Annotated in this window: 19 protein-coding genes; 7 read left to right on the forward strand and 12 right to left on the reverse strand. The window is 65.6% G+C overall.

Features of this window, described 5'->3' with window-relative positions; all coding sequences use genetic code 11:
- Window position 1: 1 nt before the first annotated feature.
- Window positions 2–1,429, forward strand: coding sequence for a PepSY domain-containing protein (locus UNPF46_RS05385; protein ID WP_142249325.1), 1,428 nt, complete (start codon window positions 2–4; stop codon window positions 1,427–1,429).
- 18 nt (window positions 1,430–1,447) lie between these two features.
- Here the strand turns inward: UNPF46_RS05385 and UNPF46_RS05390 are convergent, their stop codons facing one another.
- A complete protein-coding gene (locus UNPF46_RS05390; RefSeq protein WP_246668602.1) occupies window positions 1,448–2,425 on the reverse strand; it encodes a serine hydrolase domain-containing protein in 978 nt (325 codons plus the stop codon).
- Between the two features lie 428 nt (window positions 2,426–2,853).
- Here UNPF46_RS05390 and UNPF46_RS05395 point away from each other — a divergent pair, with 428 nt between their 5' ends.
- The 5 genes from UNPF46_RS05395 to UNPF46_RS05415 are packed head-to-tail and all read left to right on the forward strand — an operon-like array spanning window position 2,854 to window position 8,344.
- Window positions 2,854–4,455: an ABC transporter substrate-binding protein gene (locus UNPF46_RS05395; RefSeq protein WP_142249327.1), complete on the forward strand. Its 1,602-nt coding sequence runs from the start codon at window positions 2,854–2,856 to the stop codon at window positions 4,453–4,455.
- Window positions 4,456–4,472: 17 nt separating this feature from the next.
- On the forward strand, window positions 4,473–5,414 hold the full coding sequence (locus tag UNPF46_RS05400) for an ABC transporter permease (protein WP_142249328.1): 942 nt from the start codon (window positions 4,473–4,475) through the stop codon (window positions 5,412–5,414).
- A complete protein-coding gene (locus tag UNPF46_RS05405) occupies window positions 5,411–6,334 on the forward strand; it encodes an ABC transporter permease (RefSeq protein ID WP_100177751.1) in 924 nt (307 codons plus the stop codon). Before UNPF46_RS05400 ends, UNPF46_RS05405 begins: the two co-directional genes overlap by 4 nt.
- 31 nt (window positions 6,335–6,365) lie before the next feature.
- Window positions 6,366–7,355, forward strand: a complete 990-nt coding sequence (locus tag UNPF46_RS05410) for an ABC transporter ATP-binding protein (protein WP_174718976.1) — start codon at window positions 6,366–6,368, stop codon at window positions 7,353–7,355.
- Window positions 7,352–8,344, forward strand: a complete 993-nt coding sequence (locus UNPF46_RS05415) for an ABC transporter ATP-binding protein (protein WP_142249329.1) — start codon at window positions 7,352–7,354, stop codon at window positions 8,342–8,344. Before UNPF46_RS05410 ends, UNPF46_RS05415 begins: the two co-directional genes overlap by 4 nt.
- Before the next feature lie 91 nt (window positions 8,345–8,435).
- On the opposite strand, the gene UNPF46_RS05420 is transcribed toward UNPF46_RS05415, so the two are convergent.
- The 11 genes from UNPF46_RS05420 to UNPF46_RS05470 form a co-directional block, all read right to left on the reverse strand.
- Window positions 8,436–8,723: a YciI family protein gene (locus tag UNPF46_RS05420; protein WP_100177744.1), complete on the reverse strand. Its 288-nt coding sequence runs from the start codon at window positions 8,721–8,723 to the stop codon at window positions 8,436–8,438.
- A gap of 70 nt (window positions 8,724–8,793) precedes the next feature.
- Entirely contained in the window at window positions 8,794–9,768 is a 975-nt protein-coding gene (locus UNPF46_RS05425; RefSeq protein ID WP_181769798.1) for a sugar ABC transporter substrate-binding protein, read from the reverse strand.
- A gap of 41 nt (window positions 9,769–9,809) precedes the next feature.
- Window positions 9,810–10,787 carry an ABC transporter permease gene (locus UNPF46_RS05430; protein ID WP_142249331.1) on the reverse strand — a complete coding sequence of 326 codons (978 nt, stop codon included), beginning with the start codon at window positions 10,785–10,787 and terminating at the stop codon, window positions 9,810–9,812.
- A complete protein-coding gene (locus UNPF46_RS05435) occupies window positions 10,784–11,734 on the reverse strand; it encodes an ABC transporter permease (RefSeq protein ID WP_142249332.1) in 951 nt (316 codons plus the stop codon). Before UNPF46_RS05435 ends, UNPF46_RS05430 begins: the two co-directional genes overlap by 4 nt.
- Entirely contained in the window at window positions 11,727–13,250 is a 1,524-nt protein-coding gene (locus UNPF46_RS05440) for a sugar ABC transporter ATP-binding protein (RefSeq protein WP_142249333.1), read from the reverse strand. Before UNPF46_RS05440 ends, UNPF46_RS05435 begins: the two co-directional genes overlap by 8 nt.
- A 10-nt stretch (window positions 13,251–13,260) precedes the next feature.
- Window positions 13,261–14,655 carry an FAD-linked oxidase C-terminal domain-containing protein gene (locus tag UNPF46_RS05445; RefSeq protein WP_142249334.1) on the reverse strand — a complete coding sequence of 465 codons (1,395 nt, stop codon included), beginning with the start codon at window positions 14,653–14,655 and terminating at the stop codon, window positions 13,261–13,263.
- A 60-nt stretch (window positions 14,656–14,715) separates the two neighbouring features.
- Window positions 14,716–15,600, reverse strand: a complete 885-nt coding sequence (locus UNPF46_RS05450) for an intradiol ring-cleavage dioxygenase (protein ID WP_142249335.1) — start codon at window positions 15,598–15,600, stop codon at window positions 14,716–14,718.
- Between the two features lie 14 nt (window positions 15,601–15,614).
- Entirely contained in the window at window positions 15,615–16,517 is a 903-nt protein-coding gene (locus tag UNPF46_RS05455) for an NAD(P)-dependent oxidoreductase (RefSeq protein ID WP_142249336.1), read from the reverse strand.
- A gap of 21 nt (window positions 16,518–16,538) precedes the next feature.
- The gene (locus tag UNPF46_RS05460; RefSeq protein ID WP_142249337.1) at window positions 16,539–17,903 is read right to left on the reverse strand and encodes an amidohydrolase family protein; all 1,365 of its coding nucleotides are present in this window, start codon (window positions 17,901–17,903) and stop codon (window positions 16,539–16,541) included.
- Between the two features lie 4 nt (window positions 17,904–17,907).
- Window positions 17,908–18,987: a maleylacetate reductase gene (locus UNPF46_RS05465; protein ID WP_100177735.1), complete on the reverse strand. Its 1,080-nt coding sequence runs from the start codon at window positions 18,985–18,987 to the stop codon at window positions 17,908–17,910.
- A complete protein-coding gene (locus tag UNPF46_RS05470; protein WP_097659251.1) occupies window positions 18,984–19,307 on the reverse strand; it encodes a Dabb family protein in 324 nt (107 codons plus the stop codon). The genes UNPF46_RS05465 and UNPF46_RS05470 overlap by 4 nt, the downstream gene beginning before the upstream one ends.
- Window positions 19,308–19,414: 107 nt before the next feature.
- Between UNPF46_RS05470 and UNPF46_RS05475 the strand changes: the two genes are divergently transcribed.
- Window positions 19,415–20,338, forward strand: coding sequence for a LysR family transcriptional regulator (locus tag UNPF46_RS05475; RefSeq protein ID WP_142249338.1), 924 nt, complete (start codon window positions 19,415–19,417; stop codon window positions 20,336–20,338).
- Window positions 20,339–20,348: the final 10 nt, after the last annotated feature.

Below are 20,348 nucleotides of genomic sequence, written 5' to 3' on the forward strand. Positions count from 1 at the left end.
GATGATGGGCGTGATCGTCCTGCTGCATCGCTGGCTCGGGGTCGCGTTCTGTCTGCTGTTCGCGATGTGGTTCGCGACCGGCATCGTGATGCACTTCGTTCCATTCCCGTCGCTCACGGAAGCGGAACGTTTTGCCGGGCTTGCGCCGCTGGACCCAACGGCGGCGCGGATCGCGGTTGCCGATGCCGTGGCCGCGAGCGGCATCCCCGATGCGACGCGCGTGCGGCTGATCCAACGGGGCGATGGGCCGGTCTACGTCGTGTCGATGGCCGCGCACCTGCGCGCGGTTCGCGCGACCGACGGGCAGGACGCGTCGGTGCGGTCGGCCGATCTCGCGCTCGCGATTGCGGGTGCGCATGCGCGTCAACGCGGGCTCGATGCCGCGCATGCGGCTCTCGTTGCGCGCGCGGCCTTCGACCAGTGGAGTGTTCCTAACGGCTTCGACCGTCACCGACCCTTGTTTCGGGTGGCGCTCGGCGACGCGACCGGAACGGAGGTCTACGTCTCCTCGCGCACCGGCGAGGTCGTGCTGGATACGACGCGAAGCGAGCGCGGCTGGAATCTCGTCGGCAGCGTGCTGCACTGGATCTACCCGACCGTCCTGCGGAGCGACTGGGCGCTGTGGGACGGCGTGGTCTGGACGCTGTCGCTGCTGGCCCTGATCGCGGCCCTGCTGGGGGCCGTGCTCGGCATCGTGCGGATCAGGATGAGGAGCGGCCGCCTCGCAACGCCTTATCGCGGCTGGCACGCGCTGCATCACGTCCTCGGCCTTGCGGCGATGGTGTTCGTGCTCAGCTGGATCTTCAGCGGCTGGCTCTCGATGGATCATGGCCGGCTGTTCTCGCGCGGGCAGCTGACGGGCCCCGAAGCCGACGCGGCGAATGCCGTGCCCGATTGGGCCGCAGCATCATTGCTCAACAAGACGCCGCTGCCGTCATCGGTCCGGGAGGCCGAATGGTTTGCCTCCGGCGGCGAAGTCTACCGCCGCGATCGGCTTGCGCTGGATGCGCAGGCGCTGGTCAGGACGGAAGATGCGTCTGATGCGGGACAAGGCGGATTTCTCAGCGCGCGAGAGGTTCGCGGCTTGACGACCCGCCTTGCTGCGGATTGCGGCATTCCCGGCATTCTCGCGGGCAATGACGACTATCCTGCACGATCCACCGTCCCGGGTGCACCGGTCTACCGTTCGCATTGCGGCGAGGTCTGGTTCGATATCGACAGCGCCGACGGCACTGTGCTGCAGAGGCTGGATGCTTCGCGTCGTGCCTATCGCTGGGCGTATGGCGCGCTGCACACGCTGGATTTTCCGACCCTCATTGCGCGTCCTCTCTTGCGCGACATCCTGATCGTCGCGCCTTGCGGGCTCGGACTTGTGTTCTCCGTCACGGGAATCGTCATCGGCTGGCGGCGCCTGCTTCTGTCGCGTTGACCGCTTGGTGCGCGCCAGTCAGCCCGCCACCGGAATCGCACGCAAGACCTCCTTGAAAACGCCGGACTGCAGCTGAAACGCGCGCGGGCTGTAGTCCTGATAATACCCTGCGGTCACAGCCACCACGAGATCGAGCTCGGGAACGACGCGGATGGACTGCCCGCCGCGGCCGAGCGCGGCGTCCCAATGGATCTCGCGTCCGCCATGGAGGGAGCGGCCAAGCCACCACAGATAGCCGTAGAAATAGGGGCCCGTGGCTTCCAGCCGCGGTCTCGTCGACGCGTCGATCCACGCCTGCGACACGATTTGACGATCGTTCCAGCGGCCGCCCGCGAGCACGAGCTGACCGATCTTGACCATGTCGCGCGGGCGCAGGCGCAATCCTCCTCCGGCGTCGGTGTCGCCCTTCACGCGCGTCCATTCGTAGCGGGTGATGCCGAGCGGCTCGAACAACACCTCGCGCGCGAATTCGTCGAGCGGCTTTCCGACGGCCTTTCGGATGATGGCCGAGACGAGCGTGAGCGCGCCGGTGTTGTAGAAGAAATCCTGTCCGGCCGGCGTCACCACGGGAAGACCGAGCACATAACGACAGGGGTCGGCGGCCATGTGCATGCGCGACTCGTCATTATTGTAGTTGCCGGTGCTCGGCGTCGCCTCCACCCATTTCAGGCCCAGCGACATGGTGAGCGCGTGCGACAGGTGGATGCGGTCTTTCTCTGGCGAACGCAGGTCGGACAGCTCGGGAAAGAAGCTGAAGATCGGTTCGTCGACGCTCGCGATCAGCCCGCGATCGATCGCGATCCCGAGCGCGAGGCAGGCCACGCTCTTGGACACCGATTTCATGTCGTGCAGCGTATCGGCATCGAAGGTGGCGTTTGCGATGGGACGATCGTTGATCTCGTCGGAGCCCGTCAAATAGCGCTCGAACACCAGCTTGCCGCCGCGCGCGACCAGGACGGCGTGCACATTGGCGGACGCCGCGAGCCGGTCGGTCATCCTGCACAACGCCGCGGTATCGACGAGTCCGTCCTCAGTGGCGGACGCAATTGGCCAGCCATCGGCTTGTGGGGCAGGGATGCCGCAACTTCCGGGCTCTGCGGTTAAAGGCATCCCGGCGAGCGGTGACAACGCCGCTCCACCGATGAGCGACATGAACTGGCGCCGTTTCATCCGATCGTGCCGCTCTCGTCCACGACAACCTCATTAATGCATCGCACAATGCTGCCATCAGGAATTGTCGAAGGCAATGGTCGATTCGCCGGCCTACGCTGCCGGCCGACCTCGAGGTCTGGCTCACGAAAATGACAGTGAGATCGCGCTGGTGAAGGCGCATTTAGTGGCATACCATTTGCAAGCGAATGAGCTCTGGTTTCACTGCTCTTGGCCAACGATGGCCGGCATCACGGCAATAACGGGAGAACTTCATGGATCGCAGGACCGTATTGAAGGGACTGGCCGGCGCAGGCGGTTTGGCGTTGACCGGCCTCTCGGCACCGGCCATCGCGCAGGGCGCGTCAGCCCGCACCTTGCGCTTCGTGCCGCAGGCCAATCTCGCCAATTTCGATCCGATCTGGGGTACGCAATATGTGGTGCGCAATGCGGCCGCGCTGGTCTGGGACACGCTTTACGGCATCGACGCGCAGCTTCAGCCGCAGCGCCAGATGGTCGAGTCCGAGGAGACCTCCGACGACGGCAAGACCTGGACCTTCAAGCTGCGCCCTGGCCTCAAGTTCCATGACGGCGAGCCGGTGCTGGCCAAGGACGTCGTCGCGAGCCTGTCGCGCTGGGCTGCGCGCGATCCGATGGGGCTGATGATCATTGCGATCCAGCAGGAGTTGACCGCCGTCGACGACCGCACCTTCAAATGGGTCTTGAAGCAGCCCTTCCCGAAAATGCTCTACGCACTGGCCAAGAACAATGCGCCGTGCTCCTTCATCATGCCCGAGCGCATCGCCAAGACCGACCCGTTCAAGCAGATCACCGAATATGTCGGCTCGGGCCCGATGACATTCGCCAAGGGCGAATGGGTCCCCGGCGCCAAGGCCGTGTTCGAGAAATTCGCCGATTACGTCCCCCGCCAGGAGAAGGCATCGTGGCTGGCCGGCGGCAAGCAGATCATGGTCGACCGCGTGGAATGGATCGTGATGCCGGACCCGGCGACCGCGGCGGCTGCGCTGCAGAACGGTGAGGTCGACTGGTGGGAGAACCCGATCGCCGATCTCGTGCCCGTGCTGAAGAAGAACAAGAACATCAGCGTCGACATCGGCGATCCCCTCGGCAATATCGGCTCGTTCCGCATGAACCATCTGTTCGCGCCGTTCAATGACGTGCGGGCACGGCGCGCGGTGCTGATGGCACTGAGCCAGGAAGATTACATGCGCGCGATCGTCGGCGACGACACCGCGCTGTGGAAGCCGCTGCCGGGGTTCTTCACGCCTGACACGCCTGTCTACAACGAGCTGGGCGGGGAGATCCTCAAGGGCAAGCGCGATTTCGACGCGGCCAAGAAGCTGCTCGCCGAGAGCGGCTATTCAGGTCAGCCGGTGACCTGCCTCGTCGCGCAGGACCAGCCGATCACCAAGGCGCAAGGCGACGTCACCGCGGATCTCCTGAAGCGGCTCGGCATGAATGTCGACTTCGTCGCGACCGATTGGGGCACGGTTGGCTCGCGCCGGGCGCAGAAGACACCGCCCGGGCAGGGCGGCTGGAACATGTTCCACAGCTGGCATGCCGGCGCCGACTGCATCACGCCCGCCGCCTATACCGCCATCCGCGCCAACGGCGACAAGGCCTGGTTCGGCTGGCCCAACAGCCCGAATACCGAGAAGGAGATCACGGGTTGGTTCGAGGCCAAGAGCATCGACGAAGAGAAGGCCGCGATCGGGCGGGTCAACAAGGCGGCGATCGAGGACGTCGTCTACGCGCCGACCGGGTTCTTCCTGACCTACACGGCATGGCGAAAGAACGTCTCCGGCATCACCAAGGGGCCGCTGCCGTTCTTCTGGGGCGTATCGAAGTCCGCATGATCGTGCGCTGAGGTCAGATGCTCTCCTACATCCTCCGTCGCATCGTCGCGACCCTGCCGGTCATGGCGATCGTCGCGCTGTTCGTGTTCAGCCTGCTCTACATCGCGCCGGGCGATCCCGCCGTGGTGATCGCGGGCGACCAGGCCAGCCCGGAGGATGTGGAGCGCATCCGCCAGAGCCTCGGCCTCGACCGCCCCTTCCTGGTCCAGTTCGGAAGCTGGGTCTGGCGCATTCTGCACGGCGACCTCGGCACCTCGATCTTCACCAACCTGCCGGTCTCCGCCATGATCGGGCAGCGTCTCGGACCGACGCTGTCGCTGATGATGGTCACGCTGCTGCTCACGATCGTGGTGGCGGTGCCGCTCGGTGTGGTGGCGGCGTGGAAGGCCGGCAGCCTGATCGACCGCGTCATCATGGGCTTTGCCGTGTTCGGCTTCTCGCTGCCCGTCTTCGTGGTCGGCTACATGCTCGCCTACATCTTCGCGCTCGAGCTCGAATGGCTGCCGGTGCAGGGCTACACGCCGCTCACCCAGGGCTTCTGGCCGTGGCTGGAGAATTTGATCCTGCCTGCGATCGCGCTCGGCTGCGTCTACATCGCGCTGGTCGCGCGCATCACGCGTGCCGCCATGCTCGAAGTGCTGCAGCAGGACTATATCCGCACCGCCAAGGCCAAGGGCCTGGGGCAGGGCGGCATCCTGTTCATTCACGCATTGAAGAACGCGGCGGTGCCGATCGTGACCGTGATCGGGATCGGCATCGCGCTGCTGATCGGCGGCGCGGTCGTCACCGAAAGCGTGTTCGCGATTCCCGGTCTCGGCCGGCTCACGATCGACGCGATCCTGCGCCGCGACTATCCCGTCATTCAGGGCATCGTGCTGCTGTTCAGCTTCGTTTACGTCCTCGTCAATCTGATGATCGACGTTATCTATACGCTCGTTGACCCGAGGATCCGCTATTGACCGACACCACCGTCAATCCGCAATCGCTTCCGGCCGGATTCGTCCTCGCGCCGCAACTGCCGGAGATCCTTCGGCCGGTCAAGATCCGGCACGGCTTCATCGGCTTCCTGCGCGGTCACCCCACGGTCGCGATCGGCGGCGCGCTGCTGCTGACGCTGGTCCTGATCGCGGTCTTCGCGCCCTATCTCGGAACGGTCGATCCGACCGCGCTGGCACCCGCGAAGCGGACGCGCGCGCCCTCGGCGCTTTACTGGTTCGGGACCGACGTGCTCGGCCGCGACATCTATTCGCGCGTGCTGTTCGGTGCGCGGGTCTCCCTCACGGTCGGCCTGTCGGTCGCGATCTTCGCATCCGCGGCCGGCCTTGCCATCGGCATGGTCTCCGGCTTCATCCGCTGGGCCGACGGCATCTTGATGCGCTTCATGGACGGGCTGATGTCGATCCCGCCGATCCTGCTCGCGATCGCGCTGATGGCCTTGACGCGCGGCAGCGTCGGCAATGTCATCCTCGCCATCACCGTTGCTGAAATCCCGCGCGTCTCGCGCCTCGTGCGTAGCGTGGTGCTGTCGCTGCGCGAGCAGCCCTATGTGGATGCGGCCGTGGCCTGCGGCACGCGCACGCCGATGATCATCCTGCGCCACATCCTGCCGAACACCGTCGCGCCCATGCTGGTGCAGGCGACCTATATCTGCGCCAGCGCCATGATCACGGAGGCGATCCTGTCCTTCATCGGCGCGGGCACGCCGCCGACCATTCCGTCCTGGGGCAACATCATGGCCGAAGGCCGCGCGCTGTGGCAGGTGAAGCCCTACATCGTGTTCTTCCCGGCGGCGTTCCTGTCCGTCACCGTGCTCGCCGTGAACCTGCTCGGCGACGGCCTTCGCGATGCGCTCGATCCGCGCATGGCCAAGAGCCTGTGATGTTGCCTCTGATGGATCGAGGCTGATCGCGATGGCGCTGCTCGAAGTCGAGAATCTCCAGACCCATTTCCGTACGCCGAGCGGCATCAACCGCGCGGTGGACGGTGTGTCCTTCCATGTCAACGAAGGCGAGACGCTCGCCATCGTCGGCGAGTCCGGCTGCGGCAAGTCGGTGACCTCGATGTCGCTGATGCGGCTGATCCCGGAGCCGCCGGGTAGGATCGCGGGCAGCATCCGCTTTGCGGGCAAGGATCTCCTCGAGCTCTCCGACCGCGAGATGCGCGCGATCCGCGGCAACGACATCTCGATGATCTTCCAGGAGCCGATGACGAGCCTGAACCCGGTGCTCACCGTCGGCCGCCAGATCCGCGAGACGCTGATGATCCATCAGGGCCTCGACAAGGCCGCCGCCGAGGCGCATGCGGTCGAGATGCTGACGCTGGTCGGCATTCCCGAGCCGAAGCGGCGGGTGGGCGAATATCCGCATCAGCTCTCCGGTGGTATGCGCCAGCGCGTCATGATCGCGATCGCGCTCGCCTGCAATCCGAAACTTCTGATCGCTGACGAGCCGACCACCGCGCTCGACGTGACGATCCAGGCGCAGATCCTCAAGCTGATGCTGGACCTGAAGCGCCGGGTCGGCGCCGCCATCATCCTGATCACCCACGATCTCGGCGTCGTTGCCGAGATCGCCGAGCGCGTCATGGTGATGTATGCGGGACGCAAGGTCGAGGAAGCGCCGGTGGCCGAGTTGTTCCGTTCGCCGCGCCATCCTTATACGCAAGGCCTGCTGGGTGCGGTGCCGCGGCTCGGCTCCTCGCTGACGGGCACGGCACGACGGCTTGCCGAGATTCCGGGCCAGGTGCCCGACCTCAGGAAGCCGATCACAGGCTGCGTCTTTGCCGGCCGCTGTGCGCTCGCGACCGATCTCTGCCGCCAATATGCGCCGGGGCTGGAGGAGAAGGGACCCCGTCACGTCGCGGCCTGTCACTACGCTGCCAAGGGAGCCGTCGCGGCATGAGCCCTCCGCTGCTCCAGGTCAACGACCTCAAGAAGCATTTTCCCGTCAAGAAGGGCCTGTTCCAGCGCAAGTCCGAATTCGTCTATGCGGTCGACGGCGTGTCGTTCGAGATCGCGCGCGGCGAGACGCTGTCGCTGGTCGGTGAGTCCGGCTGCGGCAAGTCGACGGTCGGTCGTGCCATCCTGCGGCTGTTCGACATCACTTCGGGGCAAGTGATCCTCGACGGCCAGCGTATCGACGATGCCGCGCCGAACACGATGCGCCAGATGCGACGCCGCGTGCAGGTGGTGTTTCAGGACCCGTTCTCCAGCCTCAATCCGCGCATGCGCGTGCGCGACATCCTGGCCGAGCCGATCCGCAATTTCGGCCTCGCCAAATCCGCCGAGGATCTCGAAGTCCGTGTCACCGCGCTGATGGATACCGTCCGCCTGCCGCGCGAGGCGCTGAACAGGCGGCCGCACGAATTCTCCGGCGGCCAGCGCCAGCGCATCGGCATCGCACGGGCACTTGCGGCCGAACCGGAGCTGATCGTCTGCGACGAAGCGGTCTCCGCGCTCGACGTCTCCGTGAAGGCGCAGATCGTCAATCTTCTGCAGGATCTCCAGCGAGAATTCGGCCTCGCGCTCCTGTTCATCAGCCATGACCTCGCCATCGTCGAGCACATGACCCACCGCGTCGCGGTGATGTATCTCGGCAAGATCGTGGAGGTGGCGCCGCGCCGCGAGATCTTTGCGGCCCCCCGGCATCCCTACACCAGGGCGTTGCTCTCGGCGGTGCCGCTGCCCGAGCCCGGCGCCCAGCGCAATCCCATCATCCTCAAGGGTGACGTGCCGAGCCCGATCAACCCGCCGAAGGGTTGCCGCTTCCACACCCGCTGCCCGCTCGTGTTCGACCGCTGCCGGGTCGAGGAGCCGACGCTGCGCTCGGCCGGTCCGGAGCAGTGGGTGGCCTGTCATCTCGAAGACGGGACGGCGGCGACGGGCAGTTGAAACGGGGGATTCGACGCCGGAAGTTCGCCAGCAAAATCAACCCCATTCTACTGTGCATGGGGTTGTTTTCGCATTTTTTGTTGGGCCGGGCTCAACCCTGCCGGCGCAGGAAGCCGGTGATCGTGACCTTGTCCCAGATGCCCGCCGCGGCAAAGGGATCGGCGCGGTTGAAGGCTTCGACTTCAGAGCGGCCCGGCGCCTCGATCAGGAACAGGCTGCCGATCATGGTCTGGCCATCGTCGGAGACGAGCGGCCCCGACATCACGATCTTGACGCCGAAGCGCGAGGTGTCGCTCAGGAACGCCTTGTGCGCATCGTAATTGGCGAGCCGCGTCGGCAGCGCGCCGCTGCGGTCGAGGGCATGGATGGCGAACAGCATGGTGGTCTCCGTTTCTTGGTGTCGTTCTTGGGACGGCCGCCGAGGCGACCGTCCGGGTGCGATAGGTGGACTACTTGGCGCCGAGCTTGCTGGCGTCCTCGAAGGTCGGGCAGGTGCGCTGCTCCAGCGGCACGTCGAACGGCTGGTAGTTCTCCTTGGTGATGACGGTCGGCTTCAGCACGATCTCGGCGATGACGGGCTGGTTGCGAAGGCTACGGATCGCCATCATGGTGCCGAGGCAGCCTTGCGCAAATCCGTTGTAGTCGCCGCTGGCGAGCAGCTTGCCGGACTTGATCGCGTCGATCGCCTCCTTGGTGCCGTTGATGCCGATCACCTGGGCCTTGCGGTTGGCGCCGTCGAGCGCCTCGATCGCGCCGACCGCCATGGCGTCGTTGGCGGCGAGAACGCCGTCGATCTGCGAGTTCGACTGCATCAGGTTCTCCATGACCTGGAGCGCCTGCAGCCGCTGGTAATTGCCGGGCTGCGAGGCCAGCAGCTTGGCGCCGGGCGCCTCCTTCAGCGCGTCGTTGAAGCCGCGGACGCGATCGACATTGGTGAGCGAGCCCTTCACGCCCTCGATGATGACGATGTTGCCCTTGCCGTCGAGCGTCTTCAGCAGGAAGCGCGCGGTCTCGAGCCCCAGGCTGTAATCGTCGGCGCCGACGAAGGAGAGGAACTTGCCGCCGGCCGAGCGATCCGTGATGTTGACGACGGGGATCTTGGCCTCGTTGATCTTCTCGACACCCGGCACCATCGCCTTGTAGTCAACAGGCGTGAACACGATCGCGCTCGGCTTCTTCACCACGACGTCCTCGATCTGGCTGAGCTGCTCGGGGATCGAGTCCGGCTTGGTCGGGATGTATTGCAGCGTCTTCGCGTTCAGCGTCTTCGCCATGTTGTCGGCACCGACCCGCACCGTCTGGAAGAACGGATTGGTCTGGTTTTTGGTGAACACGGCGATGGTCTCGCCGTCGGCACGCGCTTGCGTGGTGAGTGCCGCCGCCATCAGCAGCGGCACTGCGAGATATCCGAGTTTCTGTTTCATGTTGCCTCCATCCCTCATTTTGCTTGTTGGATTACTATAACTCATTGCGTGCGGCGGCGCGTCTTCATGTCGAGCCAGACCGCCAGGATGACGATGATGCCGGTCACCAGCGGCTGCCAGTTGGCGCTGACGGAGAGCAGGTTCATGCCGTTCAGCACCAGGGTCAGGATCAACGCGCCGATGAAGGTGCCGAACACGGTGCCGACGCCGCCGAACAGCGAGGTGCCGCCGATCAGCACCGCCGCGATCGCCGGCAGCGTCAGGCTCTCGCCGATGTCGGCCTCGGCCGAATTGAGCCGTGACAGGAAGATGATCGAGGCGAGCCCCGCCATGGTGCCGGAGACCGCGTAGACCAGCAGCAGGCGGCGCGCGACGGGAATTCCGGAGAGGCGGGCCGCGACCGGATTGGCGCCGATCGCATAGATTTCCTGGCCCCAGATCGTCCGCTGCGCGAAGAACGTCCCGATCCCGAGGAACACCAGCAGCAGATAGACCGGGATCGGCAGGCCGAACAGATAGCCGCTGCCGATCTGGCGGAAGCCGGCCGGAAAGCCGTGCAATGTCTCGCCCGCCATGTACCAATAGGTGAGGCCGTTCAGCACCCAGAGCATGCCATAGGTGGCGATGAAGGAGGGGATGCGCAGCGCCGTCACCATGATGCCGTTGAGTAAGCCGACGATGCCGCCGCAGGCAAGCCCGGTGAGGATGCCGAGCGCGGGCGAGCCGGTCTTGTGGATCACGGTGCCGGCGATGCAGGCCGACAGCGCGACATTGGCGCCGACGGAGAGATCGAGGCCGGCGGTCAGCACCACCAGCGTCAGGCCGGAGGCGATGAAGAAGGTCAGGCTGGCCTGGCGCAGCACGTTGAGGATGTTGCCGAGGCTCAGGAAGGAATCGCTGAGCACGGCGAGTACCGCACAGATCAGGAGCGCCGCGAGCAGGCGGTAGAACACCTGGATGGCATCCTGCGACAGGAAGGAGCGGGGCGGCATCATGGCGTCCTTGGTGATGTCGGTCATGTCCGGCTCCTGAGGCCATCGAGGAACAGGGCAACGATGACGAGGACGCCGACGCTTGCGACCTGCACCGAGGACGGCAGCGAGATCAGGTTCAGCCCGTTGCGCAGCACGCCGACGGAGAGGACACCGAGCAGTGTGCCGAGCAGCCAGCCATTGCCGCGCTCGAACGAGGTGCCGCCGACGGCGACGGCCGCGATCGCATCGAATTCGAGGCCGAGGCCTGCAGTCGGATGACCGGAATTCATTCGCGCCGTCATCAACAGGCCGGCGATGCCGGCCATGGCGCCGCCGATCGCATAGACCGCGATCAGGAGCCGGTTCGGCGAGAGACCGGCATAGCGCAGCGCCTCGCGGTTGCCGCCGAGCGCGAAGATGTAGGTGCCGAAGCGGGTGTGATAGAGCAGGGCGTGGAACGCCGCATAGGTCACCAGCGCCATCACGATCGGCACGGGGATGCCGAGAAGCGTCGCCGAATAGATGTCGCGCACGCTATGGGGAATGCCGACCACGCTCTGGCCGTCGCTGACGATCAGCGACAGGCCCTGCGCCATGCCGAGCGTGCCCAGCGTCGCGACGAAGGGCGGGATGCCTGACATGGCGACCAGCCAGCCATTGGCGATCCCGAAGGCCGTGCCTACCAGCAGGCCGGCGCCTAAGCCCAGCAGCATCGATTTGGTGGCCAGCGACACGATTGCGACGCAGAGCGAGGTCAGCGTCAGCACCGCGCCCATCGACAGGTCCAGGCCCTCGGTCATGATGATCAAGGTCATCGGCAGCGCGAGCATGGTCAGGATGGTCGACTGCACCAGCACGTTCGAGAGGTTGGCGACCGACAGGAAGCCCGGCGCGATGACGCTGAACAGCGCGATCAGGAGCGCCAGCACGATGGCGACGCCGGGAATCCGTTGCAGCGGATTGGATTGAGCGACGACCGCGGCCTCACGCATGATGCATCCCCAGTCGCACGATGTTCTCCTCGGTCAGTTCGTTGCGCGTCAGGTGTCCGGCAATGCGCCCCTCGCGCATCACATAGGCGCGGTCGCAGACATGGCAGATCTCGATCTGCTCGGACGAGATCATCAGGGCTGCCGCGCCTTCGGCCACCAGTCGATCGATGAGCGCGAAGATCTCGGATTTGGCACCGATGTCGATGCCCCGTGTCGGCTCGTCGAAGATGAAGAGTTTCGAGCCGGCCGCCAGCCATTTGCCGATCACGACCTTCTGCTGGTTGCCGCCGGAGAGCAGGCCGACGGTCTGCCGCGCGCTTGGGGTCGCGATGCGAAGCTGCCGGATCAGGCCATCGGCGGTGCGCTGCGCGCTGCGCTGATCGAACAGTCCGCTCGGGAAAAGCTTCTTCAGCGCCGAGACCACGAGGTTGTCGCTCACCGAGCGCAGCAGCGCGAGGCCTTCGCTCTTGCGGCTCTCCGGGATCAGCGCGATGCCGCGGCGAGCTGCGAGATCCGGCTCGCCGGAAATAACCTTGCCGTCAAAGATGATCTCGCCCGACGTCACGGGATCGGCGCCGAAGATGGCGCGCGCCACTTCGCTGCGGCCGGAGCCGACCAGGCCGCACAGGCCGACGATCTCGCCCCGCCGCACCTCGATGTTGATGTCGGAGATGCCGGTCGATGCGGAGAGGCCCTTGACCTCGAGCAGGAGCTCCCCCGGTTTGTCGGCAAAGTGCCGTGGATAGGTCATGTCGACATTGCGGCCGACCATCATGCGCACGAGCTGGTCCGGCGTGACGTCGGCCGGCCTGACGCCGTCGATGCGGCGGCCGTCGCGCAGCACCGTGATGCGGTCACCGAGCGCGAACACCTCGGCCATGCGGTGCGAGATGTAGACGATCGACACGCCATCAGCCTTCAGCCGCGCGATCAGCGCAAACAGCAGCTCGGTCTCGCGGTCAGACAACGCGGCAGTCGGCTCGTCCATCACGAGGATGCGTGCGTTCTGGCTGATCGCTTTCGCAATCTCCACCATCTGCTGCTGCGCGACGCCCAGCTTGTCGACGGTGGTGGAGGGATCGATGTCGAAGCCGATCGTATCGAGCACGCGCCTGGCATCGGCCAATATCCTGCGGCGGTCGATGGTGCCGGGAATACGGCCCTTCGGCTCGCGGCCGAGGAAGATGTTCTGGGCGATATCGAGATAGGGGACCAGGGAGAATTCCTGGAAGATCACGGCGATGCCGAGCTTCTGCGCATCGGCAGTGGACGAGATCGTGACCTTCGCGCCGTTGTAATAGAACTCGCCGGCATCGGCGCGGTAAGCGCCGCACAGCACCTTCATCAAGCTCGACTTGCCGGCGCCGTTCTCGCCCAGCAGCATGTGGACTTCGCCGGGGTAGACGGCAAAGGACACGTCATCCAGCGCCTTGACGCCGGGAAACTCCTTGCTGATGCCGCGCAGCTCCAGGAGCGGCGTGGGCGAGGTGACCTCGATCGGGAGGGCGTCGCTCATGACTTGTTGCTCATGATTTGGCTCCGCTCGCAAAGATCTTGCCGGGGTTCATCAGGCCCTTCGGATCGAGCGCGGTCTTGATCGATCGCATCACATCCACGGCCTCGCCGAGCTCATCGGTGAGATAGTCGATCTTGCCGAGCCCGATGCCGTGCTCGCCGGTGCAGGTGCCGTCCATGGCGATGGCGCGGGAGACCATGCGGGCCTGCAGCGCCTTGGCGGCTTCGGCCTCCTCGGGCTTTGCCGGATCGATCAGGATCAGCATGTGGAAATTGCCGTCGCCGACATGGCCGACGATCGGCGCGGTAAAACCGTGCTCGTCCGCGTCGCGCCGCGTTTCGGTCAGGCATTCCGCCAGCCGCGAGATCGGCACGCAGACATCGGTGATCACGGCGCGTGCGCCGGGTCGCAGGCCGAGGCCGGCATAGAGCGTGTTGTCGCGGGCATGCCAGAGCCGGCTGCGGTCTTCCTGTGCCTTCGCCCAGGCAAAGCCATGGCCGCCATGGTCGGCGGCGATCGCCTGCGCGGCCTCGGCCTGCTCGGCGACGGAGGCCTCGGAGCCATGGAATTCGAAGAACAGGGTGGGGGCCTCGCGATAGCCGAGCTTGGCGTAGGCGTTGATGCCGCGCATCATGACGTCGTCGAGCAGTTCGACGCGCGCCACGGGAATCGCAGACTGGATCACCGAGATCGCGGTGTCGACGGCATCGTGCAGGGTGTCGAAGCTGCACACCGCGGCCGAGATGGCCTGCGGCACGGGGTGCACCTTCAAGGTGATCTCGGTGATGACACCGAGCGTGCCTTCGGCGCCGACGAACATGCGTGTCAGGTCATAGCCGGCGGCGGACTTTCGTGCGCGTTTGGCGGTGCGGATCACGCGGCCGTCGGCCAGCACCACCTCCAGCGCCATGACATTGTCCTTCATGGTTCCGTAGCGCACGGCCATGGTGCCGGAGGCGCGCGTCGACGTTATGCCGCCGATCGAGGCGTCGGCGCCGGGATCGATCGGGAAGAACAGGCCGGTATTGCGCAGCTCGGCATTGAGCTGCTTGCGCGTGATGCCGGGTTGCACGACGACATCCATGTCGCTGTCGTGCACCGCCAGCACCTTGTTCATGCGCGCGAAGTCGAAGCAGACGCCGCCGGCGACCGCGGCGGCATTGCCTTCGAGCGAGGTCCCCGCGCCGTACGGCACGACCGGCATGCTCGCACTGGCGCAGAGCTTGACGATTTCCGCGACCTCCTGCGTCGTTTCGGGGAAGACGACGATGTCGGGCGGCAGGCTCCGATAATGCGACTCGCTCTGCCCATGCTGATCGAGCACGCCGCGCGCAACGCTCGCGCGCGGGCCGATCATGCCGGTGAGGCGATCGGCCAATATGCTCGTGCTGACCCGCGGTCCCATCCTTGCTCCCTGTCTGCTCCGATCGCGGACGCTTGCCGGTCCGCTCTGTTGTCGTTCGGCTTAGGCGGCTCTTGCGCTGCTCGCAACCTGCTTCAGGCCGAAATCATAGTTGAGATGAAAATAGTCGCTGTCCACCATGCGACCATCCGGCGCACGGCCGGCGGGATGCCTGGTGAATTCGCGGATCAGACTGTCCTTGACGCCGAACACCACGTCGCTGTCGAGATATTTGTCGCCGGCCACGAACACGTGCGTGACGAGCTGCTCGAAGCCCGGTGCCGAGATCATGAAGTGCACGTGCGCGGGACGCCAGGGATGGCGGCCCTGGGCCTCCAGCATGTCCCCGACCGGGCCGTCATGCGGGATGGGATAGGCGGCAGGCTTGATCGACCAGAAATGGAAGCGGCCGTTGGCGTCGGTGTGAAAGCGGGCGCGCATCGCGAGATCGCCGATCTGGTCGAGCTGCTGCACGTCGTAATAGCCGTCGTCGTCGGAATGCCAGACATCGACGATGGCGCCCACGAGCGGCTTGCCGTCCACGGTCGAAACCGAGCCGGTGACCAGCATCGGATCGCCTTCCATCGGGCCGGAGATGTCGGCGCCGCTGTCCTTTTCGGGCGCAGCCTGAACGAAGAACGGGCCAAGCACCGTGGTCTCAGTCGCGCCTTCCGGCACCGGATGATTGATCGCGTCGACCAGCATGGAGACGCCGAGCGTGTCCGACAGCAGGATGAATTCCTGGCGCTTGTCGTTGCACATGTGGCCGGTGCGGGTCAGGAAGTCGATGCCGAACTCCCATTCCTTCTGGGTCGGCCGCACCTCGCGAACGAAGGCGTGCAAGTGCCGCACCAGCGCCTCGCTGACCTCCTTGATGCGCGGATCGGACGCGCCCGCGATCCGCTCCAGCACCGCGTCGGTGATCGTGGTCTCGTCGAAGTTACGCATATGGGCTCCGTGGATCAGAGTGTGGGTTCGCCGAGGCCGGACAGCCGTTCCAGGTGCTTGACGGTCGCGATGAAGTCGGTGTCGCCGTCGCCTTGCGCGACCAGCGAGCCATAGGTCTCGCGCACCTGCGCGGCGAGTTGAAGCGGCACGCCGACGGCATGGCCGGCGCCGAGGATGAGATCGAGATCCTTGGCCATCTGCTTGCAGGAGAAGGTGGACTTGAAGTCCCGCGTGCGCAGCGGTGCGGTCTTGTACTTCACCATGGGGGAGGCGACCGCGCTGTCGTCGAGCACTTTCAGGATGTCCTGCCAGGCGATGCCGCCCTTGCGCGCCAATGCGAGACTCTCCGCCATCATCGCCGCCGACACCGCGATCATCAGATTGACCGAGAGCTTTGCGTAGCGCGCTTCCTCGGTCGGCCCGAGATAGGTCTGCGCGCGGGTGAAGGCAGCAAACAGAGGTTTTGCGTTGTCGAAGGCGTCCTTCGGACCCGAGATGAAGCAAGTCAGGGCACCGGTGTGAACGATGCTGGCGTTGCCGGAGACCGGCGAACGCAGATAGGCGATGTCGCGCGCCTGCGCCGCGGCTGCAACCTCCGTGGAGGCCTCGACGCTCACCGTGCTGGTTTCGATCAGGACGGTTTCGGGCGCCATCGCCGCAATGAGGCCGGCGGAGCCGAGCAGCGCGCCGCGCAAAGCGGCGTCGTCGGGCAGGGATGTGATGACGGCGGCCTTGCCGCTCACGGCCTCGGCGGGCGAAGCGGCAATCGAAATGCCCTGCGCACGCGCCTCCGCGATCCGCGCGGCGCTCTGGTCGAACGCGGTGACGGCGTAGCCGGCCTTGGCGACGAGCACCGACATCGGCAGACCCATCTTGCCGATACCGATGAACGCGACGCTTTTAGAGGTGTCTGTCATTGTTCCTGTCCATGGGCGCCTTCAGGCGGCGCGTCCTTGTCGTTCGATGTCCTGCACCAGCCGGCGCCCCGATCGCGCCAGCAGCTCTTTCTTCGTCTCCAGATCGTTGACCAGCAGCCGGCCGCTCCGCTTCTTCCACGCACCGCCGATCATGACGGCCTCGATATTGGCGAGGCTCGTCTGCATCACCACGGTCGCGACGGGATCGTGGACCGGATGGAGATTGAGGTCGGAGGCGTTGACGATGACGAGGTCGGCCAGCTTGCCGGGCGTCAGCGAGCCGATGTGGTGCTCGCGACCGAGCATGCGGGCGCCTTCCATCGTGAGCCAGCGCAGCGCCTCCCGGACGGGAATCGTGGTCGTCGCCGGAATGGTGCCGTGGATCTTGCGCGCCTCCGCGTTGTCGAGTGCCCTCTGCATGGAGAGGGCGACGCGTGCGGCGGAGAGTAGATCGCCGGCCAGCACCGATTCCAGATTGACGCCGATGGTCGGTCGCACGCCGCGTTCGAGCAGCCGCCCGGTGATCGGGAAGCCGTGGCCCTGGATCATCTCGTTCTCGGGCGTGACCGAGAAGGACACGCCGAGATCGACCATCCGGTCCAGCAACGCGTCGGGCAGATCATTGCCATGGACGACGTTGACGCCGGAGCCGACGAGGCCGGCCTCGATCAGCTTCTCCCAACCGCCGGGCGTTTTCGCCGGTCCGCCGCCCTGATGCATCGACGCGATCAGCTTCAGTTCGCGCGCCAGGCGGAAATCGTGCATGGCGACATCGAGCGTCGAATAATGCGGGCCTAGGATCGCGAGCCCGAGCGTGACGAGGCCGTCGCGATCGGCGAGGGGGCCGGCCAGCAGCCGCTCGACTTCGCGGCGCGGATGCGGCACTTCCGAGAAATGCGGCTCGTCCGGCTTCGGCTCCGGTTTGGGCGAACCATGGAAGAAGGCGGCGCGGATGCCGCTCTCGATCAGGCCGCGCACGGCAGCGTCGGTGTGATCTGGCGTCGGATTGTTGTGGCACCAGTCGACCAGCGTCGTGACGCCGTGGTTGATCTGGTTCAGCGCGCCGACGAGGGTGGCGATGTGGATGTCGTCGGGCCGGAACACGGTCGCGAGCCCGGCATGCATGCGGCGGAAATATTCCAGCAGCGTCCAGTTCGCGGCAAAACCGCGCAAGCCCGTCTGCCAGGTATGCATGTGGGCGTTGATCAGACCGGGGATGACGATGCGGCCCGCGCCGTCGACAACCTCCGTGTCGGCCGCGACGTCGATCGACGGGCGCACGTCAATGATGCGGCTGCCCTCGACCAGCACGTCGCCGGTCGCGAGGTCGCCGATCGCGTCATCCATGGTGATGACGGTGGCCGATCTGATCAGCGTGCGTCGCATCGCCTCAAGCCGCCGCTTTGACGGCGCCGGGCGGCTCGCCGGCCCAGGCGCGTGCGATCAGGTCGCGGATGGCGTTGCGGTCGAGCGGACGCGGATTCCAATAGGCATTCGTCACCGCAAGATCGGCCGCCCTGTCGATCCCGCTCTCGGGCATGCCGATATCGCGCAGCGCCAGCTTCGCACCGAGCTGTCTTGCGAGATCGAAGAGTCCCCGCGCCGCATCGGCCGCGCCGATCGCGCGCGAGATCCGCGTCATCGCATCGGGCACGGCCGGCGCGTTGTAGGCGAGCGCATGCGGCAGCACGATAGTGTGGGTTTCCGCGTGAGGCAGATCAAAAGTGCCGCCGAGTGTGTGGCAAAGTTTGTGATGCAGCGCCATGCCGACGGTGCCGAGGCAGACGCCGCACAGCCAGGCGCCATAGAGCGCCTCGGTGCGCGCCTCGCGGTCGTCGCTTTTCGCGGCGATCGCGGGCAGGGCGCGGGCCAGCGCGCGGATGCCTTCTTCCGCCATCAGCGATGTGACGGGATTGGTATCGCGCGCATAGAGCGCCTCGACCGCATGGGCGATCGCATTGATGCCCGAGGTCGCGGCCATGCTCGCCGGCAGCGTCAGAGTCAGGTCGACATCATAGATCACGGTCTCCGGCAGGATCGCTGCGTCGCGCACCGTGGTCTTCAGGCCGTTCTCGGTCTGGCCGACGATCGGCGTCATCTCCGAGCCGGCATAGGTGGTGGGAATGCAGAGCTGGTTGACGCCGGTGCGCAAGGCCAGCGCCTTGCCGAGGCCCGTGGTCGAGCCGCCGCCGAGCGCCACGACGCAGTCGGCCTCGCACGCCTTCATCGCGGCGAGCGCCCGCTCGGTGACCTCGACCGGGGTATGCATGGTGGCGCCGGGAAAGATGCCGGCATAGAGCGCGCCGAGCGCGGCCCCGAGACTTTTGCCCTGCGCCTCCTGCTGCGGCGTCGTCAGCACCAGCGCGCGCGTGCCGCCGAGCCGCTCGACTTCGGCCTTCGCCGCAGCCAAGGTTCCGCTGCCGAACACGACACGGCAGGGCAGGTTTTCAAAGGTGAACGAACCGATCATGCGCCGGTCTCTTTGATGGGATAATCGACCTGGAAGCGTCCGATCCGCAAGTCGCCAAGCGCCTCGCGGACGCGCAGATGTTCCGGATGGTTGGCATAGGCGCTGAGCGCGGCCTGGTCGGTGAATTCGGAGAACAGGACCACGTCGCAGGCATAGTCGACGGCACTGACGTCCATGCCGACCTCGATATGGGTGAGGCCGTCGATCCGTCCCTTGAGGCCCTCGAACAGGGTCTTGACCTTGACCCGGGCGGCGGAGCGCTCCTCGGGGGTCTCCCCGCGCAGCCGCCACATCACGATGTGCCTGATCGGGCCCGACATTTCCTGATTTCCTCGCCTGCAATAGTGCTTTGTTGGCGCCATTTTGACTTGCAGAAATCGGAAATAAAGGTCAAAATTTGTAAGTCTCTTTTCCTCTTTTAGCAAAAATGGACCGGCTGCTCCAACTCGAGGTCTTCTCCAAAACGGCCGAACTCGGCAGTCTTTCCAAAGCTGCCGAAATCCTGCGCATGTCGAACGCGGCCGCCAGTCGTCACCTCAGCGCGCTGGAGGAGCGGCTTGCGGTCCGGCTGATCGAGCGCAACACGCGCCGGCAATGGCTGACCGAGGCAGGGCAGGAGCTGTTGCAACGCTGCAGCACGCTGCTGAACGAGCTCGCCGAGGCCGAGGACGCCGTCTCCGACCGCGCGCTGTCGCCGAAGGGCATGCTGCGCGTGACGTCTTCGCTGTCCTTCGCGATGATCTACCTCGCGCCAATGCTGCCCGCCTTCCGCGCGCTCTATCCTGATCTCAGCGTGCAGATCATCAGCGCAAACCGCTATCTGGACTTCATCGAGGCCGGCATCGACGTCGCGATCCGCACGCGGGAACACGAGCCGGATTCCAACATCGTCGTGCGCCGTATCGGCCAGATGCACCGCGTGCTCGCCGCTGCCCCGTCATATCTGGAGAAGCATGGCGTGCCGGAGCATCCGGCCGATCTCGCTCGCCACAACATGCTGATCTACAATCTCGCCAATGATCCCTATTCGTTGAAGCTGAGCCAGGGCAGCACGACGCAGACGGTCCGGATCGCGCCGACGCTCGACAGCAATGACGGCCAGATCATCTGTGGTGCGGCGCGCGCGGGGCTCGGCATCCTGATCCAGCCGCTCTACATCGTGCAGAGCGATCTCGCGGCCGGCCGGCTGGTGCCCGTCCTGAGAGATTGGCAGCTTCCGCTGCTCACCATGAACATCGCCTATCAAAACCGCGTCAGGCTGCCCGCCAAGATCAGGGTCTTCTCCGACTTCCTGGTCAGCTATATTCGCGAGCGTTCGGAGCCGGGGATCTGGATCGACGCGGCGAAATGAGCGGGAAGCA

Source organism: Bradyrhizobium sp. UNPF46, from assembly GCF_006658625.1.
Taxonomy (GTDB): Bacteria; Pseudomonadota; Alphaproteobacteria; order Rhizobiales; family Xanthobacteraceae; genus Bradyrhizobium; species Bradyrhizobium nitroreducens.